At 52.0% G+C, this 15,044-nt stretch carries 17 protein-coding genes and 2 pseudogenes; 9 read left to right on the forward strand and 10 right to left on the reverse strand.

The features are described 5' to 3' along the window. A partial coding sequence (mutM, locus tag P3X23_RS10895; protein ID WP_300876623.1) for a DNA-formamidopyrimidine glycosylase occupies positions 1-573 on the reverse strand: 573 nt, incomplete at its 3' end. Positions 574-588: 15 nt separating this feature from the next. Beyond that, complete coding sequence (locus P3X23_RS10900) at positions 589-816, reverse strand: photosystem I reaction center subunit IV (RefSeq protein WP_300876626.1); 228 nt, start codon at positions 814-816, stop codon at positions 589-591. A 161-nt stretch (positions 817-977) separates the two neighbouring features. Here P3X23_RS10900 and P3X23_RS10905 point away from each other — a divergent pair, with 161 nt between their 5' ends. Beyond that, a complete protein-coding gene (locus P3X23_RS10905; RefSeq protein ID WP_300876629.1) occupies positions 978-1,277 on the forward strand; it encodes an STAS domain-containing protein in 300 nt (99 codons plus the stop codon). 308 nt (positions 1,278-1,585) lie between these two features. Here the strand turns inward: P3X23_RS10905 and P3X23_RS10910 are convergent, their stop codons facing one another. From P3X23_RS10910 to P3X23_RS10925, 4 genes are read right to left on the reverse strand one after another with little or no spacing between them, the layout of a single operon-like run. Then, positions 1,586-2,647 (reverse strand): 3-deoxy-7-phosphoheptulonate synthase, encoded by a 1,062-nt coding sequence (locus tag P3X23_RS10910; protein ID WP_300876632.1) that lies wholly within the window; start codon positions 2,645-2,647, stop codon positions 1,586-1,588. Between the two features lie 35 nt (positions 2,648-2,682). Further along, positions 2,683-3,819, reverse strand: coding sequence for an LptF/LptG family permease (locus P3X23_RS10915; RefSeq protein ID WP_300876635.1), 1,137 nt, complete (start codon positions 3,817-3,819; stop codon positions 2,683-2,685). Positions 3,820-3,821: 2 nt separating this feature from the next. Next, entirely contained in the window at positions 3,822-4,610 is a 789-nt protein-coding gene (gene lptB, locus P3X23_RS10920) for an LPS export ABC transporter ATP-binding protein (protein ID WP_300876638.1), read from the reverse strand. Further along, positions 4,567-5,016: an LptA/OstA family protein gene (locus tag P3X23_RS10925; RefSeq protein ID WP_300876641.1), complete on the reverse strand. Its 450-nt coding sequence runs from the start codon at positions 5,014-5,016 to the stop codon at positions 4,567-4,569. The genes lptB and P3X23_RS10925 overlap by 44 nt, the downstream gene beginning before the upstream one ends. A gap of 58 nt (positions 5,017-5,074) precedes the next feature. Here P3X23_RS10925 and holA point away from each other — a divergent pair, with 58 nt between their 5' ends. Further along, on the forward strand, positions 5,075-6,094 hold the full coding sequence (gene holA, locus P3X23_RS10930) for a DNA polymerase III subunit delta (protein WP_300876644.1): 1,020 nt from the start codon (positions 5,075-5,077) through the stop codon (positions 6,092-6,094). Here the strand turns inward: holA and P3X23_RS10935 are convergent. Further along, positions 6,031-6,486 carry a hypothetical protein gene (locus tag P3X23_RS10935; RefSeq protein WP_367186612.1) on the reverse strand — a complete coding sequence of 152 codons (456 nt, stop codon included), beginning with the start codon at positions 6,484-6,486 and terminating at the stop codon, positions 6,031-6,033. The two genes, holA and P3X23_RS10935, sit on opposite strands and share 64 nt — an antisense overlap. Positions 6,487-6,771: 285 nt before the next feature. Here P3X23_RS10935 and P3X23_RS10940 point away from each other — a divergent pair, with 285 nt between their 5' ends. From P3X23_RS10940 to P3X23_RS10950, 3 genes are read left to right on the forward strand one after another with little or no spacing between them, the layout of a single operon-like run. Continuing rightward, positions 6,772-7,095, forward strand: a complete 324-nt coding sequence (locus P3X23_RS10940; protein WP_300876650.1) for a metal-sensing transcriptional repressor — start codon at positions 6,772-6,774, stop codon at positions 7,093-7,095. A 27-nt stretch (positions 7,096-7,122) separates the two neighbouring features. Continuing rightward, a complete protein-coding gene (locus P3X23_RS10945) occupies positions 7,123-7,416 on the forward strand; it encodes a YggT family protein (RefSeq protein WP_367186611.1) in 294 nt (97 codons plus the stop codon). Continuing rightward, positions 7,416-8,273, forward strand: a complete 858-nt coding sequence (locus P3X23_RS10950; RefSeq protein WP_300876655.1) for a DNA adenine methylase — start codon at positions 7,416-7,418, stop codon at positions 8,271-8,273. Before P3X23_RS10945 ends, P3X23_RS10950 begins: the two co-directional genes overlap by 1 nt. A 38-nt stretch (positions 8,274-8,311) precedes the next feature. Here the strand turns inward: P3X23_RS10950 and P3X23_RS10955 are convergent, their stop codons facing one another. After that, on the reverse strand, positions 8,312-9,079 hold the full coding sequence (locus P3X23_RS10955) for a hypothetical protein (protein ID WP_300876657.1): 768 nt from the start codon (positions 9,077-9,079) through the stop codon (positions 8,312-8,314). A 101-nt stretch (positions 9,080-9,180) separates the two neighbouring features. Here P3X23_RS10955 and P3X23_RS10960 point away from each other — a divergent pair, with 101 nt between their 5' ends. The 4 genes and pseudogenes from P3X23_RS10960 (at position 9,181) to P3X23_RS10975 (ending at position 13,460) form a co-directional block, all read left to right on the forward strand. Continuing rightward, positions 9,181-10,923 (forward strand): M48 family metalloprotease, encoded by a 1,743-nt coding sequence (locus tag P3X23_RS10960; RefSeq protein ID WP_300876658.1) that lies wholly within the window; start codon positions 9,181-9,183, stop codon positions 10,921-10,923. 90 nt (positions 10,924-11,013) lie between these two features. Beyond that, a pseudogene (locus P3X23_RS10965) lies at positions 11,014-11,441 on the forward strand (protein adenylyltransferase SelO family protein); the annotation flags it as partial. A gap of 31 nt (positions 11,442-11,472) precedes the next feature. Further along, entirely contained in the window at positions 11,473-12,270 is a 798-nt protein-coding gene (locus P3X23_RS10970; protein ID WP_300876660.1) for a protein adenylyltransferase SelO family protein, read from the forward strand. Beyond that, on the forward strand, positions 12,267-13,460 hold the full coding sequence (locus tag P3X23_RS10975; protein WP_300876662.1) for a lipid-A-disaccharide synthase-related protein: 1,194 nt from the start codon (positions 12,267-12,269) through the stop codon (positions 13,458-13,460). The genes P3X23_RS10970 and P3X23_RS10975 overlap by 4 nt, the downstream gene beginning before the upstream one ends. Positions 13,461-13,534: 74 nt before the next feature. On the opposite strand, the gene psbC is transcribed toward P3X23_RS10975, so the two are convergent. Both psbC and P3X23_RS10985 read right to left on the reverse strand, forming a co-directional pair. Then, the gene (gene psbC, locus P3X23_RS10980; protein WP_300876664.1) at positions 13,535-14,920 is read right to left on the reverse strand and encodes a photosystem II reaction center protein CP43; all 1,386 of its coding nucleotides are present in this window, start codon (positions 14,918-14,920) and stop codon (positions 13,535-13,537) included. Next, positions 14,904-15,044 (reverse strand): annotated as a pseudogene (locus tag P3X23_RS10985) (photosystem II protein D2); the annotation flags it as partial. The pseudogene P3X23_RS10985 and the gene psbC, both read right to left, overlap by 17 nt.

Here is a 15,044-nt window from a genome sequence, read left to right on the forward strand (position 1 = left end):
GGGGTGCAGACCGCTCAAGAAAAGACTTTCATCGGCATAGATATTCCCCATGCCCGCAACAATGGTCTGATCCAAGAGTGCCGTTTTCAGCGCGCGACGACAGCGGCCAAGCCGTTCCCTGAGGAATTCAACTGTAAAAGCCTCACTGAAGGGTTCTGGTGCCAATGTGGCTAGGCTAGGAATTCTCTTTTCTGCTGGACAGTCAGCGGGTAGCCACCAGCAGCGGCCAAAAGTGCGTTGATCCACAAAGCGCAACTCCGCTCCCGTTTGTAAAAACCAGCGCACACGGGTATGGGAACACGGGGGCTGGGGAGTCGTGAGCCACAATAACTGGCCACTCATGCGCAGATGAATCACGAGGCAACTGTTGTCACTCAGGGTAGCCAAAAGATACTTACCCCGCCGTTGCCATTGTGCAAAGGAGCGATCGCGCAGGTGCTCAATGAAAGCTTGAGGCTGGTCGGGAAAGGCAATAGAACGGGCTAGAAGTACTTCCACCCCCACAATAGGCTGTCCCAAGGTGACGACTTCTAGCCCACGGCGGACTGTTTCAACTTCCGGTAATTCCGGCACTGTCTCAGAAACTATTTACCTTTTTTTAGGGGGAGTTACCTCTTGCACTTCATGGAGTGCAAAGTTATTCGTATTCACACCGCTAGCACTGCCGCTGTAGCCGGTGTAATTAACTTTGTCAAAGCGCACAATCACAGGATATTTGACGCCGGGAGTTTGATCCACAGAGGCGACGGTGCCCACTTCGTTATACCAGTAGGATTCAGGGCGGAGAATCTTGACTTTAGAACCACGTTGCACCATGAGTTATCGTCCTAAAAATTTCTCAACGGCTAGAGTTAAGCCTACTATGACTACTACAGCTTGTTGCGCTTGCTCCACAAAATTTCACAGAGCTAGCCTTGTCTGGGAATCGCTAGGGAAAAGGCTTATACTATCGGGGAGTCTCTTTCCGTCATCGTGCTATGGCCAACACTGCTGAAGTCATTAAGCTGTCGGGGGTCTTTGGTGGCCCGCAAGCTCAGGAATTTCGTCAAAAAGTCGCTGAGCTAGTTCAACAGGGAACCCAAGATTTATTGCTGGATTGCGCTGAGATTACCTTCATTGACAGTTCTGGTTTAGGTGCCCTTGTCGTTGCCCTCAAAACCGTTCGCCTCGCTAGCGGGCAACTTTACCTACGCAACGTTCCTAAACAAATGATGATGCTCCTTGAGCTGACCAGCATGGATAAGGTCTTTCAAATTGTTTCCACTCTTTCCACTTAATTAGCTTCCCCAAAGGAAAGAAAATAAAGATAGAGCCATCAACTCCACCAGTCTGGATGGCCGTTTCCATTGAATCAGCTTTCCCGAAGGAAAGCAGGAGCATCTTTAATATAGCCGCTCCTTGAGCGGATTGCAACCGCCTATTCCGAGAGATCCCTGGCAAGGGAGGGTAAATTATTTTCTACAAGGCTACTGAAAATACTCAAACCCGCTCCCAGAAAGACTCCGAGAGATTCAACGCAAGATTCAAAGTTTGCGCCACTTCAATAGATCTGTCGGCGGAGAAAATTCTGGCTCAGGGGAGACGGTCATCTGGCGACCAGTTGTGAGCCTACAGCACTGGCCAATTGTTCGAGCATTTTGACCGTTGTGGCAAAGTCCACGCAGGGATCTGTAATGCTTTGGCCATAGACTAATTGTGAAAGATCTTTGGGAATTGGTTGATTCCCTGCCTTGAGATGGCTTTCGATCATTACCCCCGCTAGATAACGGGAGCCTTGCTGCACCTGCTGGGCGAGGTTCTCACAGACAAGTACTTGACGCTGAGCATCTTTAGCCGCATTGGCATGGCTACAGTCCACCATCAGCCGAGGGGTCAGTCCTTTACGCTCTAGAAGTGCGGCAGCCATCTCGATGTGGGCAGCAGAATAATTGGGGCCGTCTTTGCCTCCCCGCAGCACAAGATGGGTATCGGGATTCCCCGTGGTGGCAACAATACTGGCACGGCCTTCAGCATTAATCCCGAGGAAATGATGCGATTGTTGGGCGGCAATCATGGCATTGATTGCTGAGTCTAAGTGGCCATCGGTGCCATTTTTGAAGCCTACGGGCATCGAGAGTCCCGACGCCATTTGACGGTGAGTTTGGCTTTCAGTGGTGCGAGCACCAATGGCGGTCCAACTGACAACGTCGGCAATGTACTGGGGAATAATCGGGTCGAGTAATTCTGTTGCAGCGGGTATCCCTATGTTGGCTAAATCCAGTAATAGCTTGCGAGCCAAGCGGAGGCCAGTATTGATGTCATAGCTGCCGTCAAGGTGCGGATCGTTAATCAATCCCTTCCAGCCCACGGAAGTTCGCGGTTTCTCGAAATAGACCCGCATTACAATTTCTAGGCTATCCTGTAGGCGATCGCGCACTTGGGTCAGTTTTTCACCATATTCTAGGGCGGCTTTGACATCGTGAATCGAACAAGGCCCGACAATCACTAGGAGTCGGCGATCGCGCCCCTTGAAAATGTTACGAATGCGATCGCGGGTCGTGGCCACAAGGGTGGCTTGGGATTCCGTCAGGGGTAAATCCGCTAGCAGCGCAGCAGGCGTCAACAAGGGTCGCGTCTCAACAACGTGAAGATCAAACGTTTGCGGCATGGATCAGCAATCAGCACTTTTTTCATGATAACTCTCTAACTGCGGTTCGCACGCCACAGTAGAGCGATCGCCACTGCGAAACCAATGCCGTGGGGCAACCACGCTGCCACAAGGGGGGAAAGTGTCCCCATCTTGCCCAAGGCACTGAGAAAAAACGTGAGCACGTACTGTGCAAAGACCACTGCCACACTAATGCCAAATCCCTGTCGTCCCCGTCGTTGGGAAGGACTGAGGCCAAGCCCCGCCCCTAAAAGCGCAAAGACCACGGCCAAAAAGGGCTGAGCATAGGACTGAGCTAAATGAACCTCTAGGGCACGCACCAGTTCTGGCTCTCGATCGGGATCGAGGCGTTGCAGGGCACGGCGTGCTTGGGTGATGGAGAGTTCATCTACATCAGTGGGTCGGAGTGGCTGAGATTGAGCAGGCCGAGGCAAACGGATCTCCTGTTGGTCAAATTGCAACAGATTGCGACTGACCCCTGTGTGGCTAATTAAATAGGTCACCCCTTGAGAAAGTAACCAGCGACGCTGGCGCACATTCCACTCAGCGGATTCAGCACTGATGACCTGAGTGAGCTGCGGTTGCGAAAAGTCCAAAACTGTGATCCCCTGAATGCGGCTACCATCAAAGCGATGCCCGTAATACAGTCGCCGCACCTCTCCGTGGCGATCGTACTCAGGGTAGAAAATATCCGTGCCTGAGCCAAGGGTACGCTCCTGCTGCAGAAGCTCCCGCATGAGTTTTTGGGATTCAAACTTGGCGATCGGCACTGCAATTTCATTGAGCGCGAGGGTCAAGCCGCTTACAAACAGGGCAAAAACCACCACAGGTATGAGCACACGACGCAGACAAATTCCTACACTGCGCAGGGCAATCCACTCCCCCTCCTCCGAGAGTTGACTCATTGCCCCCACAACCGCCAGCAGCACCGCCATCGGAAAAACCAAGACCAGCACTGTGGGCAACTGATAACCAATCAATTGCAGCAAAATTGTTAGGGGCAGTTGGGCATCAGCAATTTGCCGTACTAGATCAAAAATCGTGCCTATGGTCAGCGCCAAGGTGGTAAAGACTGTAACGCCAAAAACAAACCCCGGCACCAGTAGCGAGAGAAGATACTGATCTAATTTGGGGAGAGTCGGCAGCCAGATGCGCCGCAGTGCTCTGATCATGCCTAGAAACGAAAATCCTCACCGAGGTAGTATTGCCGCACTTTGGCATTCTGTGCTAGTTCCCAGCTATTTCCTGCGGCTAAAATTTGCCCTTCCCGCAGAATGTAGGCGCGGTCAATAATTTGCAGCGTTTCCCGCACATTGTGATCGGTAATGAGAATACCCATCTGGCGATCGCGCAGCTTAGCAATCATCTCCTGTAAATCATGCACAGCAATCGGATCCACACCTGCAAAGGGTTCATCAAGGAGCAAAAAGCTAGGCCCTTGGGTTCCTGCCGCTAAGGCACGGGCTAATTCTGTGCGCCGCCGTTCTCCCCCTGAGACGCGCCGACCAAGGGTATGGGCAATGTGGGTGAGGCGAAATTCCGTCAGCAGTTGATCCAGGCGATCGCGCCATTGGCGTCGTGGCACGCCCGTCTCTTCTAAAACCAAAAGAATATTTTCCGCAACCGTCAAGTGGCGAAAGATACTCGGTTCTTGGGGCAAATAACCAATGCCCCGCCGTGCCCGCTGATGTAGAGGAGCATGGGTAATATCCTCATCATCTAGCCATACTCGCCCGTAATCTGGTCGTTCAATCCCTGTGGCCATGTAAAAGGTTGTCGTTTTGCCAGCACCATTAGGTCCCAACAGACCTACCACTTCTCCCCGTACCACCGAGAGACTGACGTGATCGACGACCCAACGACTGTTATACCGTTTGCACACACCCTCTAGACGCAGCGTAGTGGGTAAAGCAAACCGCCTATTTGGGCTGCACAGGTCCAAGAATTTGTTGGTTAGGGTCATCGCGAATCATTAAAATAGATTCAACTTGGCGGCTGGGGGCAGGCAGGGCAACGAATTTGGCCTCGGAGATAAGGTAAGTGATAGTTTCAGCGCGGAGACTGTTCCCCTGTTGCAGAACGTACACATTACCACTGAGGACAATGCGACCCTCACGACTAAAGTATTGAGCTTGAGCCGCACTGGCCTGAATTTGGCGGGCAGGATAGCGCAATTGCACATTTCCCCGCGCTGTAATCACCCCCGTCACTGCATTTGCCTGTTGAACATCCGCCAAAATGGTGAGTGCTTGGGTAGGTGGTTCCTGGGAATCTGCCGCTTGCCAAAATAAAGGTGCCATTGCTAACCCCACTCCCAGTGTACCCAGTGCCAAAAAGCGAAAGGGCCATCGGGAACAAGATTGCAACATTTTCTTATTCTCCGCCACAATGTCTTTATCCTAATGGATAAGGGAAAATTTATGCAAAATGCCTGTTTATTTCTACTGGGGGGAAGACGAGTTTCGACTAGAGCAAGCGGTTAAGGCACTACGGCAACAAGTAGTAGATCCCCTGTGGGAGAGTTTTAACTTCGAGAAATTTGCTGGCGAGGATACTGAAGCCGTTCAAGCCGCCTTGGCGCAGGTGATGACGCCGCCCTTGGGAGGGGGCGATCGCTTGGTGTGGCTGGTGAATACAACCCTAGGTCAACGCTGTAGTGCGGAACTGCTTGCAGATTTAGAACTGACTCTACCGCAAATTCCAGCAAACTGTCATTTACTCCTCACCAGTGCCCAAAAACCCGACAGCCGTAGCAAAGCCGTCAAGCTACTGCAACAGCATGGCCAGATTCAGGAATTTAGTCCAATTGCCGCTTGGAAAACCGCTGAAATTGAACAGCAGATCCGCAAAGCGGCTCAATACTATCAACTGCACCTTTCCCCTGAGGGAGTACAGCTCCTTGCAGAAGCGGTGGGCAATGACAGCCGCCAGCTGCACAATGAATTAGAAAAATTGGCCTTATTTGCCAGCGAACAGCACTGCCGTCGCCCCCTTACCGCTGAGGACATTACAGCCCTTGTTCATGCTACCCAACAAAGCAGCCTCACCCTTGCCAGTACCCTGCTGCGCGGGGACACAGCCGCTGCCCTAAGCCAACTAGAAGACCTGCTGCTACAAAACGAACCCCCCTTGCGCCTATTGGCCACGCTGACCAAACAATTTCGCACTTGGTTGTGGGTCAAGTTACTCAGCCATGAGCGGGACACTCAACGCATTGCCAAACTTGCCGAAGTCAGCAATCCCAAACGGGTCTATTTCCTGCAAAAAGAAGTCAATGCTGTTGCTCTGCCTGCCCTTGCGGCCTGTTTGCGGACTCTCTTAACTACGGAGTACCAGCTTAAGCTAGGCGCCGAGCCAGTGACCACCCTGCGCCAGGGGATGATTCAGCTTTCCTTAGCCTGTTCACGACGTTCTTGGGGCGATCGCTCTGGCGGCGGCGACAATTGACTTGGAGGGAGCCGCGAGGGCTTACGACTGGGACGATTCCACGTTTGCCACGCCGCCTTTACTCCAGCAAAGACACTACGGGTGGTGACTTTTACCTCCTGAACCTGCCGTTTTGCTGCTGCAATGCCCTGATCTACCTGCTTGACTACATTCCCCGCACTTTCTACACCTTGGCTAATGTCATCCGTGAGATCGCTAATCTCCAAGCCCGTCAAACGAATGGCTTCCAATGTAGGCGGTAGCTCCCGCCCCAATGTATCAAAAAGCTTTTCAGCACTGCGGGCAGCCCGTGCCAGCTCTATAAATGCCGGAATTGCGGCAACCAGAACGGCTGCCAAGCATACGGCCACTAATACCAGTGACACTGCCAACCAAAAAATTGGTTCTGTCACGTTGGTTCGTCCACTGCGTCCTGCGGGGATGTGTCCCGATACTATCACGAGTTCCCCAAGGGCAACAGTTAAAGGAGTCACGCCTAGGGTGAACGCCCACTAAAGAACATCCAGCTACAGTTCTTTCATGCCCAAAACCAAGCACGCCTAGCAAGTTTGCTACAATTGCTGTGCAAGTATTAATAATCTATGCAATCACCTTCCACGGGAGGTCACAATGCCTTAATTTGTGGCGTTCTTGAGTGATTTATTCATTGTTTTACTGATTGTTTAGGACTGTTTGCCGTGGGCACTGAATCCCATTCCCATTCTTCCCCCTCTTTGCATTCTCACCCCCATCACCACAGTGAGGAATCGCTGCGGGCGATCGTCAATCGGCTGTCGCGCATTGAAGGGCACGTGCGTGGCATCAAAGCTATGGTGCAGGACAGTCGCCCTTGTCCAGAGGTATTGATTCAAATTGCCGCCGTGCGGGGAGCGTTGGACCGGGTGGCACGGCTGATTCTCGATGAGCATTTGAATGAATGTGTGACTCGTGCCGCTCAGGAGGGACGCATTGATCAGGAGCTAGCAGAACTCAAGGCTGCCCTTGATCATTTTTTGGGATAATAGTTTGAGATAGTCTAAACAATGTCAATGCCTGCTGTTATTGTTATCAATTGGGTACTAGGCGTTATCCTCGCCATTTTGACGTTGATTTTTCTTGTGCGTATCATCTTCACGTGGTACCCCCAGATTAGCCTCACCCAAGGACCATTGAAAATTATTTATTGGCTCTCAGAGCCGGTTCTTGCACCCACTCGCCGCATTGTGCCGCCTTTGGGGGGGGTGGACATTAGCCCCATTATTTGGGTAGGCATTGTTACGCTCCTGCGGGAATTGCTCGTGGGGCAGCAGGGACTGTTGTTTCTCTTGTTTCCACCAGCCTAGTGGGGACGACAACACCCCTCAATCCGAAGCCATTTCTCAAGTGGGCCGGCGGCAAGTCTCAGTTGCTGAGCCAGATAGCTCCCTACTTGCCCCAGGAATGCTGCTGCTATGCTGAGCCATTTTGTGGCAGTGCGGCGCTCTATTGGTATCTCTTTGGCCAAGCCCAGCGAGGGCAGTTTCAGTTTCAGCAGGCGCGGTTGAGCGATCGCAATGCTGAACTTATCAATTGCTACCAAATTGTGCGCGATCGCGTTGAAGACTTGATTGCCCGACTCACCGAGTATCGTCAACAGCACAGTGAAACCTTTTACTACTACATTCGCAGCTTAAATCAGCAGCAACTCGATTCCCTGACGCGGGCAGCTCGGTTTATCTATCTCAATAAGACCTGTTTTAACGGTCTCTATCGCGTCAATCGTGCCGGCCAGTTCAATGTTCCCATGGGGCGCTATGCCAATCCCCAGATTTTTGATCCTGAGACGCTGCGCCAAGCCAGTCTTGCCTTGGAAAACGTGACCTTGAGTGTGGCGGATTTTCAAGAGGTTTTAACATGGGCAGCAGCGGGGGATTTTATCTACTTTGATCCCCCCTATTATCCCCTTTCTAAAACTGCCAACTTTACCAGTTACACAGAACAACCCTTTGGCGAAGTAGAACAGATTGCCCTAGCCAAGGTGGTAGAGGAGCTGGTTCAACGGGGATGCTATGTCATGATCAGCAATGCATGGGTTGAACCCGTACTGCAACTGTATCGCTCTTGGCAGTGCATTGAACTTAAGGCCAGCCGTGTGATCAACTCGAATAGCCATAAACGCGGCAAGATTAGCGAGCTGCTCGTTGTCACCTATCGCTGTTAAGACTGTTGTTTCCCCAGTAATACCAAAATTCTTAAGGCTCATTCGGGAAAGTATTTACCCCGTGTAGAGACCATGGCGGCGCCTCGTTCTCGAATCAAGTCTTTGGCTGCCCGTTCTAGACGGTAGCCGAAAAAGAGGGGACGAATCTCCTCACTGGCCTCCACTTGAGTCACAAGGTTCAAAAATCGTTCCACCTCTGATGCCGTAATGTTGCTCTTCACCTCTCCTAAAACCAATACCGGTCGTCCTTCCACTTGACCGCGAATTACTAAGTCAAACTCATACTCGCCATTTCCTAGGGGCAGGGTGTCGCGATTGCAAAATTCAATTTCCATCCCCCAACGGTACTCGAGAATTTCCGGCACTACTTCCAAAGCTAGGTCTTCTAGGGAGCCCCCGAGAGCTTCACTGAGACCACCCACCTGCCGCGCCAGTTGCCTAACTGCTCTTTCTGTGCGTTCTTGGGCAGCAGAAAGTCTATCTACGGCGGCAGCCAACTGAACAACTTGCTCTTCAGTGCGTTTTTGGGCTTGAGCTAGCTCTTCAACTCGCTCTTCGGTGCGTTTTTGGGCTTGAGCTAGCTCTTCAACTCGCTCTTCGGTGCGCTTTTGGGCTTGAGCTAGCTCTTCAACTCGCTCTTCGGTGCGTTTTTGGGCTTGAGCTAAATCGGCAACAATTGATTTTAACTCATTAAAGTCTTTGGCCTTAACTACCTCGTCATAGGCCTCACGGATTACTTCTGCTAGTAGATGTGCCTGCTCAGGACTAAAGACAGTCCGTAATTTTTCTTCTAAAGCAGAGGTCATTCTATTTCAAATCCACTAATAGTTTCATTGTAATGTTTGCCCGATTGTAGTTGTGAGCTGTGGTTAGACTATAAGGCATCAGGTGGTTGGAGGACAGCGTCATGGTGAAAGATGGGTTGCGCTACTGGCTGTTGAGTATTGCTCTTCTTTTAGGGATGGGTCTCGAACCTATGAGAGCAGCGGAGATATCGCCACCCCAAACCGCTGGGGCAGAAAATGAATGGATTGCACTGATTAAAGAAGAACCGTTTGCCCAAGCTCGCCTGCCGCAATCTCAGGATACTGCTATTGATTTATTGCCGCTGCCGTCCCAAGCTGCCGCAGAAGTAATCCCTCCTGTAGAATCTCCCCCTTCCCTACCCACTAGCACGGAGATCAAGGGGGATTCACCAGCACCCCCTAAAGAACCTTCACCGATAGTGGCTGCCAATTCTCCGCAGGCTCCAACAACACTGCAACTCACAGCAGAGCAAGTAGCTCAAGAGGCACGTTTAGCACTTCTACGAGAGGGCGATCGCCACTGGCAATTAGGAGACTTTGCCGCTGCCCAAACCTACTACCAAAAAGCCAAACCTGACTTAAACTTACCACCCCCTCGGGTCATCCCTCCGCCTGTACAGGAAATCAGTCAACTGCCCCCCGCTGCCCAAGTCTATTGGCGTGAAGTTCAAGGCGACTCCCAACTCTACAGTGCCCAAGCCGTACCGCTACAGCTTTTGGTAGAGCAGTTTCCAGAGTTTATTCCTGGCCAGGTGCGCTTTGCTGAGTTTCTCGTACAGCAAGGTTCCCTCAAAGAGGCCTATGCCCACCTCGAACAAGTTGCCAGCCTCTATCCCGATCAACCCGATATTCATCGTACCCTCGTCACACTTAACGATCGCCAGCAACAGTGGCTGGAAGCAGCACTGGCTGCCCAACGCTTTGTCCTGTTGAATCCTGACCACCCCGCTACACCTGAATTTCAACAATTGGCTACAGAGCGGATGCAACGCTTCCGTCGCCGTCTTCAGGGGCAGTTGCGCGAAGGTATGATTGTGGGTGCCCTCACCGGACTGGTGGGTGTGGCTGTCACGGGCAATCCCCTCCTGTCTTTGGACTCGATTCAAATGATGGCCTTGATGATACAGGGAGAATCTGCCCTTGGCCGCTCAGCAGCGCGGCAGATTAGTCGCCAAGTGAAGCTGCTTGAGGATCCGCAAGTTCAAGCCTACATCAATGACCTAGGGCAACGTCTTGCCAAAATGGCGGGTCGCAATGAGTTTGAGTACGAGTTTTTTGTTATCAAAGATAACGACCTCAATGCCTTTGCCTTGCCGGGCGGCAAGATCTTTATCCACACGGGTGCAATTCTTAAAGCCAATACAGAAGCAGAATTGGCCGGGTTACTTGCCCACGAAATGGCGCACGCGGTGCTTTCCCATGGGTTTCGCCTGATGGTACAGGGCACAGCCACTGCTAACTTGACGCGGTTATTCCCCACTGGCGGCTACCTGACAGGGCTGCTTGTGACTCGCTATAGTCGGGAAATGGAGCGAGAAGCAGATATTTTGGGAACACGCATCCTAGCACGGGCAGGTTATGCTGCCGATGGCCTTCTCAATTTAATGCATACCCTCAAGAAGGAATACCGCAATCAGGAGCCACCCCTGCCATGGTTTTCCACGCACCCGCCTACGGAGGAACGTATTCGCTATATCCGCAGTTTGATTCGAGAGCGCAGTTACAATCCCTTTGCCTTTGAGGGAATTGAACGGCATCAGCAGATTCAAGCCCATCTGCGCACACTAGTGGATCCTCCCAACCCCAAAAAGTCCAAAGGGAAGACGGCCAAAACACTACAATAGCTCAGCAGGATCTGAAGGTCTCGACATTGTTTTCAAACTCTTGAGTACGAACCCGCGTTTCTCGCCCTAGGAGAAGAGCACTGGGATGAAGTACAAGTAGCAGCCTTTCCACAGCCTATTCTGCGTTTTGGCAATGATGCCCTTTTGCTCTTGATGGACGAAGTCATCGCTGCCGATTTTATTGCGGCCTTTGGCCAATTTTAGGGGCGAGAACCCTTTTGGGCGATACGCTATCACGGTTACCAATTCGGGGAATACAGTCCTCGTTTAGGAGATGGTCGGCTGTATGACCTTGATAAAAAAGGTTCGGGTACGACACCCTGTTCCCGAGGTGGAGATGGTCGTCTTACATTGAAAGGGGGTGTGAGGTTTTGGCGAGTGAGCTTCTCCATCGTCTTGGTGTGCGTACCTTTCGCAGTCTCAGCGTAGTGGAAACGGGGCAGTCTCTCTGGCGGGGTGATGAGCGATCGCCGTTTTGGTGCGCCTTGGTCAATCCCATATTCTTTTGGCACCTTTGAGCGACTTCACTATCTGCGACGATCCGACTTGATGCGCCGGTTACTCGATGATGTCAATGACTACTACCCACATCTGCTTGAGATTACGGAGGAACGGGATTGCACTTTCTCTCGTGAGCTGGTGACACGAACAGCAAATCTGGCAGCGCAGTGGTTGATGGCGGGCTTTTGCCACGGTGTTTTGAACATCGATAATATGGCCATTACGAGCGAAAGTTTTGACTATGATCCCTCTGTTTTCTGGAGCACTATGGTTTGGGATTTACAGCCACTTATTTTATTTATTATGACCGCTAGGCCTATGGCAATCAACCAGCCTGCTTGGAATCTAGAGGAGCTGCAAATCCCACTGCCCCTTGAGGAAATGCAAGCTGCCCTGAAAACCTTTGGCGATCGCTGTCAAACCACCTACCTGAGACTCATGCTCAAATGCTTTGGTTGGACAAATCTTCCCCTAGAGCTTGGCCGTCCCCTAGTAGCAAAGACCCAAGCCTTTCTCAGGCATAGCACCATCAGTTATCCCCAATTCTTTGTCAGTCTGCAGCAAGAATTTTCCCCGCAGTGGGCCGTGGGCGTGGGTCATATTTTTTGCCAAAGCCCAACACTCCCACCCGCAGATCAAAAACTTCTAGACCCTTGGAAAAAAATCTATTTTGAACTGCTGCAACAAGCCACTCCGTTACAACAAGCAGCAATTGCCAAAACTCTAGAGGTCGCCAATCCCCCTGTTATTCTCATCCGTCCTCAGATGGAATACATTTGGCAAGCCCTTGATCAGGAGGATGATTGGTCACGATTTGCCGCAACTTTTCAGTTAATGCAGGTATGAAACAACTGCTTTGCCTGAGTAATGGTCACGGGGAGGACGCGATCGCCAGCTCGATTTTGCAGGCCTTGCAGTACCGGTGTCCAAACCTAGACTTGACAGCATTGCCTTTGGTAGGCTTAGGAGCTGCCTATACTCGGCTAGGCATTCCCCTCCTATACCCCGGAAAAAGACTTCCCTCTGGTGGTTTTATCTACATGGATCTGCGACAGCTATGGCGAGATCTCAGCGCAGGGTTGCTGGGACTTTTGGGGGAACAGGTTCGTGCTGTCCAGCGTTGGCAACGATTCTCAGCAGGGCATATCTTGGCTGTTGGTGATATTGTGCCGCTATTACTGGCCCATGGTACGGGGGGAACCTATAGTTTTGTCGGCACTGCCAAGTCTGACTATTACCTCTATGATGCGATGGGGCGTCCTTACCGTTGGGGCATGGGCTGGGCGGGAAGTGACTACCTGCCTTGGGAGCGATGGTTGTGGCGATCGCCCCGCTGTCAAGGCGTTTTTGTCCGCGACGAATTAACTGCCAAAGGGCTGCGGCAACTGGGCTACACCGTTCACTCCTGCGGCAATCCCATGATGGATTTGCTGATGCCACCACCTGTTCCTTCCCCCTTTACCAAGAAAACAATTGTGCTGCTGCCCGGTTCCCGTGCTCCTGAGGCCTACTGCAACTGGCAACAAATTCTGCGGGCAGTGACACCCTATCGAGATCAGCCACTGATCCTTCTTGCCGCTGTGAGTCCAAGCCTCAACTTACATCCTCTTGAACAGTGCCTTGAGGGTTGGCAACCTATACCCAGTCCATTGCCTGAAACCAAAGCATGGCAGTTGGGTCAACACCAACTAATTTTAAGTTCACACCACTTTCGTGAATTTCTACATTGGGCAGAAGGGGGCATTGCCCTTGCCGGAACAGCCACAGAGCAGTGCGTTGGCTTAGGGAAACCCGTGGTCACGTTTGCCGGTAAAGGCCCGCAGTTTACCCGTGACTTTGCCACTCGCCAAAAGCGCCTTCTCGGAGACTCGATTTTCCTACTCGATGATCCGCAAGCAGCCATCCCCACCCTCTGCAAGATCTGGGAAGATTCGGCCCTACTGGCGCGAGTTGCTGCCAATGGTAAAGAACGTATGGGCGAACCTGGCGCCAGCGATCGCATTGCCGCACAACTCTTAAAAATCCTCCAAGATTGAGTCCTTGCAAAAAAAGACCCCCATCGACATAGATGGGAGTCAAATTTTAATGCATTAGAAATTAGCAACTAACCCTAGTCAAGGCTAGGCATTGAGAGAACGGGTTCGGACTCGCGGTCAATCCCCTTCTCAAAACCAGCCGCCGCCGCACGGGCACGACCCGCGTGCCACAGGTGACCCACCAAGAAGAAGAAGGCCAAGACAAAGTGGGAGGTGGCTAGCCAAGAACGGGGCGACACAAAGTTCACCGAATTGATTTCAGTGGCCACACCACCCACAGAGTTCAAGGACCCCAAAGGTGCATGGGTCATGTACTCAGCGGCACGACGCTCTTGCCAAGGCTGAATATCATTTTTAATCTTGTTGAGGTCAAGACCATTGGGACCGCGCAACGGCTCTAACCAAGGACCACGGAAATCCCAGAAGCGCATTGTCTCGCCCCCAAAGATGATTTCACCCGTGGGAGAGCGCATCAGGTATTTACCCAGACCCGTGGGACCTTGAGCCGAACCAACGTTCGCACCCAGTTTTTGGTCACGGATCAAGAAGGTCATTGCTTGAGCCTGCGAGGCCTCTGGACCTGTGGGACCGTAGAATTCACTGGGATAAACCGTGTTGTTGAACCAGACAAAGCAGGTGGCAATGAAGCCCATCATAGACAGGGCGCCTAAGCTGTAGGAAAGATAGGCTTCCCCAGACCAGATGAAGGCACGACGTGCCCAGCCGAAGGGCGTTGTCAAAATGTGCCAGATGCCACCAGCAATGCAGATCAAACCAATCCAGATGTGGCCACCAACAACGTCCTCAAGGTTGTTGACGCTGATAATCCAACCCTCGCCCCCAAAGGGAGCCTTCAGCAGATAGCCAAAGATGACCCTGGGGTCAAGGGTTGGGTTGGTAATGACCCGGACATCCCCACCACCAGGTGCCCAAGTGTCATAGAGACCCCCAAAGAACATGGCCTTGGCCACCAACAATAGGGCACCAATGCCAAGGACGATTAGGTGAAAACCCAGAATCGTCGTCATTTTGTTTTTATCTTTCCAGTCGTAGCCAAAGAAAGAGGAGTATTCCTCTAGGGTTTCAGGGCCACGAATGGCATGGTAAACCCCACCAAAACCCAAAACGGCAGAAGAAATCAGGTGCACCACCCCCACCACAAAGAAGGGGAAGGTATCCACGACTTCACCGCCGGGGCCAACCCCCCAGCCTAGGGTGGCAATGTGGGGGATGAGAATCAGCCCCTGCTCATACATTGGCTTTTCAGGAATGAAGTGAGCCAACTCAAACAGGGTCATGGCACCGGCCCAGAAAACAATCAGGCCAGCGTGGGCAACGTGGGCGCCCAAAAGCTTACCGGAAAGATTGATCAGACGAGCATTACCGGCCCACCACGCGAAACCGGAGGATTCCTGGTCGCGATTGGTGGCAAAAATTGAGTTACTAGAGAGCGTTACCACGGGGGAGTACCTCTTCTGGGAAGACAAAGTTTTCATGGGGTTGGTCTTGGGGCGCCATCCAAGCACGGATGCCCTCATTCAACAGCAGGTTCTTCGTGTAGAACGTCTCAAACTCAGGGTCTTC

Source organism: Thermosynechococcus sp. Uc (assembly GCF_029335995.1).
Lineage (GTDB): Bacteria > Cyanobacteriota > Cyanobacteriia > Thermosynechococcales > Thermosynechococcaceae > Thermosynechococcus.